The organism is Azoarcus taiwanensis, from assembly GCF_012910885.1.
GTDB classification, from domain to species: domain Bacteria; phylum Pseudomonadota; class Gammaproteobacteria; order Burkholderiales; family Rhodocyclaceae; genus Azoarcus_F; species Azoarcus_F taiwanensis.
Genome location: NZ_WTVM01000210.1, coordinates 1 through 4226 on the forward strand (window position 1 = coordinate 1; position 4226 = coordinate 4226).

The following is a 4226-nucleotide window of genomic DNA, read 5'->3' on the forward strand; positions in this document are numbered from 1 at the left end:
GCCGGTGTTCGTGCTCGGCCTGCCCAGCGGAGCGCTGGCCGACATCGTCGACCGGCGCAAGTACTTCGCCTTCACCCAGCTCTATGTCGCGGCCATCGCGATGCTGCTCGCTGCGCTGGTGCTCGCCGACAAGCTCACCGCGCCGCTGCTGCTCGCGCTGACCTTCGCCAACGGCATCGGCATGGCGATGCGCTGGCCGGTGTTCGCCGCCATCGTGCCCGAGATCGTGTCGCGCAAGGAGTTGCCGGCCGCGCTCGCACTCAATGGCATCGCGATGAACATGTCGCGCGTCATCGGTCCGGTGGTGGCCGGCGCGCTCATTGCCTACGCCGGCAGCCAGTACGTTTTCGTGCTCAATGCGCTGCTGGCGGTCTTCGCGTTCGTACTGATCACCCGCTGGAAACGCGAACAGGAGCCCAGCGTGCTGCCCGGGGAGCGCTTCTTCGGCGCGATGCGCGTGGGCCTGCAGCACGTGGTCCAGTCGCCGCGCATGCGCAAGGTGCTGTTCCGGATCTTCCTGTTCTTCCTCCAATCGACCTCGCTCACCGCGCTCTTGCCGCTGATCGCGCGCGACATCCACGGCGGGGGGCCAGTCGGCTTCACCGTGCTGCTGGCCGCAATGGGTGGTGGCGCCATCGTAGCCGCATTGAATCTGCAACATCTTCGCCGACATATCGACCGTGACGGCTTCGTTCGCTGGGGCACCTGCATCCACGCCCTGGCTGCGGTGGTCGTCGTGCTCTCGCCCTCGTTTCCTCTCGCGGTCGCCGCGATGGCGGTGGCCGGCATGGCCTGGATCGCCACCGCCAACTCACTCACCGTGGCCGCGCAACTGGCCCTGCCAAACTGGGTCCGCGCGCGGGGCATGTCGATCTACCAGATGGCGCTGATGGGGGGCGGTGCTGCAGGTGCGGCGCTGTGGGGCCAGGTGGCGAGCCACACCACGCTGGTGTTTGCGGTCTGCGCTGCGGCCGCCTTCGGTCCGCTGATGCTGCTGTTGACCTTCCGCATCAGTGTCGGCGGCGGTCTCGACGAAGACCTCACGCCGGCCAAGGTACAGTCCTCGGCCGAACCACCCGCGGTCGGCATCCGCCCGGAAGAGGGGCCAGTCATGGTCACCATCGAATACCTGATCGACCCGGATCAAGCCGAGGGCTTCGACACAGTCATGGAGGAGACCCGGCAGGCAAGACTCCGCCAGGGCGCGCTGTCATGGGGCTTGTTCCGCGACGCCGCGCAGCCGGGACGCTACATCGAATATTTTCTCGATGAGAACTGGATCGAACACCAGCGCCGCCTCGAGCGTTTCACCGCGGCAGACGTCGGGCTGCGTGGTCGTCGCCACGGTTTTCACATCGGCGACGGGCCGCCGCGAGTCCGTCGCTATGTCGCGCAAAGGCCAAGCCAGCGACCGCCTGGATGAGTTTCGCTTCGTACTGCGAGCGCACACGATTCGGCCAATCGAACGCAGCACGGACAGTTAAAGCACGTTGCAAACGCAAAGCACGGCATCGTCGGTGAGCGCCGCACGACCGTCCAGCCTGATCTTCCGCACCGTCTGATTCGCCTTGAGGAATAGCGTTTCGCAAGCGCCGCTCCAGTCCGAGGGGGCGATGAGGCGGACGCTGGATCGTCTCGTCAGCGGTCCGCAGACGATGACGTCGCACCCGCTTCGTCCGTCGTCGAGGTATCCGCGCACCGCATGGGCTGCGAGGGTTTCGATCCCCAGTGACAACTCGTCCTCGGCTTCTTGCCACACGCGGCGTATGTGGCCGACATGCCAGGCCGAGCCGTCGGAAGGACGAAAGGCGACCAGGTCGCCGATCTCCAGCCGTCCGCCGCGATGGCCGGCGACGAGTACTCGTGCGCCATGCTTGCTGATGTCCACCAGACGGCAGCGGACGATGCCCTGCGGCAATCCATCACAAAGCGCGGAATGAATCGCATGTTGCCCGCTGACAAGGTAGACGTCGCTGTCGACGCCATGCCTCCGGCTTCGGCGCGCAGCGCCGGCCGTGCCCCAGCATTTGGTCAGATGCGACAGCGCTCGATGCAGGTCGTCGCGCTCGAGCCCGGGGAAGCCGAGCAAGTCCGGTGTGACGCCCGCCGCCAGCGCAGCCTCGCAACGCGAGGCGCTGTCGAGAGCCTTGCGCACCGAAAAATAAAGCTGCGGCCCGGGATCCGAAGCCGCAGCCGCCGGCCGCATCGGCGCGGAACTTGCATCGAGCGGCAGGGCGAGAAGCCAGTCGCCTCCCGGCTGCATGGAGAGCTCGCACTGCGGCAACAGGCGCCGGCGCAGGACTTCGAGGGCGGGCAAGGCCCTGATCGGAATCCGGTCGTAGCCCGAGCCGGCAATGGCCAGCATACGGGTCAGCTCGCTGTGCCAGGCGGTTTCCGGCATTCTGGGTTCGGCTCCGCCCTGCCCCGAGTCCGCGCGCATCTGGGCCAGCGCCGCACCGAGCCACGCCCAAAGCGCCGGATGGGCCGGGCCGCGCGCGAGCCCCTGCCATTTGAGGAAGCGCCCGGCTGCGCGCAAGAATCGCAGGTTCAGTTTGCCGCCTCGGTCTTCATAGCCGGCCAGGCCAATGCAGCTTCGATAAGCCAGCAACAGGTTCGCGCAGCAGTCCCGCGCACCGGCGGCCAAGGCTCGGTAGGAGCGAGCCGGCAGGCGGATGATGGAAGGCTCGACGAGCAGCTCCCTCATCAGGCCATCCGCCTCCCGCTCGAATGCGTCGATACAGGTGTTTCTCTCCGCGAGCGCCAGACAGTCGGCCCGAACCATTGCGCCCAGAGCCTCGGTCACCAGCGACAGCGCGCGCAGTCGATCAGCCAGCAAGCTGCCGGAAGACGTAGGCGCGGACGCGTCGCCGCCATCCGGTTTGTGGTCGAGAATCTGCTTCAAGTCCGTCACTGCCCGGGTTTCCCCGCGAGTTGGTCGCGACAAAGAGTCTGGCGCGGAGCTTAGCATGCGAGGCGCGACTCGCGACCGGAGCATGGATGTAGAATTCGATGTCCCGAATTCCCGGAAGTAAAAATGAACCAATACCTTGAGCTGATGCGTCACGTGCTGGAGAAAGGTCACCAGAAGACCGACCGCACAGGCACCGGCACCCTGTCGGTATTCGGCTGGCAGATGCGCTTCGACCTCGCGCAGGGCTTTCCCCTGATGACCACGAAGAAGCTGCACACTCGCTCGATCATCCATGAGCTGCTGTGGTTTCTTCAGGGCGACACCAACATCCGCTATCTGAAGGAAAACGGAGTCTCCATCTGGGACGAATGGGCCGACGAGCAAGGTGACCTGGGCCCTGTCTATGGCAAGCAATGGCGGCGCTGGGAGACCTCCGACGGGCGAAGCATCGACCAGATTGCGACCCTCATCGACGGACTGAAGCGCAACCCGGACTCCCGTCGCCACATCGTGTCGGCCTGGAATCCGGGTGAGGTCGAGGGCATGGCGCTGCCACCCTGCCACGCGCTGTTTCAGTTCTACGTGGCCGACGGCCGGCTATCATGCCAGCTGTATCAGCGCAGTGCGGATATCTTTCTCGGCGTGCCGTTCAACATTGCCTCCTACGCGCTGCTGACGATGATGGTCGCGCAGGTTTGCGACTTCAAACTCGGCGATTTCGTGTGGACCGGCGGCGACTGCCACCTGTATCTCAATCACCTGGACCAGGCGCGCGAGCAACTGTCGCGCGAGCCGCGGCCGCTACCGACGATGCGCATCGACCCGTCGGTGCACGACATCTTCGGTTTCCGTTTCGAGCACTTCGAGCTCGAAGGCTACGACCCGCATCCGCACATCAAGGCACCGGTGGCGGTATGAGCGAAATGTCGGAAATCATCGTTATTGCGGCAGTTGCGCGAAACGGCGTCATCGGTCGAGACAACGCGCTACCGTGGCGGCTCAAGGCTGATCTGAAGCACTTCAAGGCGCATACCAGTGGTCATCCGATCGTAATGGGTCGCAAGACCTGGGAGTCACTCGGTCGCCCGCTGCCAAACAGGCGCAACCTGGTGGTGACCCGCAATGCCGACTATACGGCAGCGGGCGCCGAGGTTTTCGTCAGTCCGCAGGCGGCACTGGCGGCCGTCGACGGCGCGGAACGCGTATTCATCATCGGCGGGGCCGAACTCTATCGGCAGTTCATCGAACGCGCGGACCGCCTGCTGATCACCGAGGTCTGGGCTGACATCGGCGGTGACGCGCACTTCCCCGATAT

The 4226-nt window shown here is 65.3% G+C and carries 4 protein-coding genes; 3 read left to right on the forward strand and 1 reads right to left on the reverse strand.

Annotation, left to right across the window (positions count from 1 at the left end; translation table 11 throughout):
* Window positions 1-1423 (forward strand): MFS transporter (locus GPA21_RS19415; RefSeq protein ID WP_168989723.1); only part of this gene is annotated, 1423 nt, incomplete at its 5' end.
* 57 nt (window positions 1424-1480) lie between these two features.
* On the opposite strand, the gene GPA21_RS19420 is transcribed toward GPA21_RS19415, so the two are convergent.
* Window positions 1481-2911, reverse strand: a complete 1431-nt coding sequence (locus GPA21_RS19420; protein WP_168989724.1) for a PilZ domain-containing protein — start codon at window positions 2909-2911, stop codon at window positions 1481-1483.
* A 123-nt stretch (window positions 2912-3034) separates the two neighbouring features.
* Here GPA21_RS19420 and GPA21_RS19425 point away from each other — a divergent pair, with 123 nt between their 5' ends.
* Complete coding sequence (locus tag GPA21_RS19425; protein WP_168989725.1) at window positions 3035-3829, forward strand: thymidylate synthase; 795 nt, start codon at window positions 3035-3037, stop codon at window positions 3827-3829.
* Window positions 3826-4226, forward strand: a 401-nt coding sequence (locus GPA21_RS19430) for a dihydrofolate reductase (RefSeq protein ID WP_168989726.1), incomplete at its 3' end; no start/stop codon positions are given. The genes GPA21_RS19425 and GPA21_RS19430, both read left to right, overlap by 4 nt.

Excerpts from the sequence above, each read along its gene's own strand:
- GPA21_RS19425 (WP_168989725.1), top strand. The coding sequence starts at position 3,035 with ATGAACCAATACCTTGAGCTGATGCGTCACGTGCTGGAGAAAGGTCAC.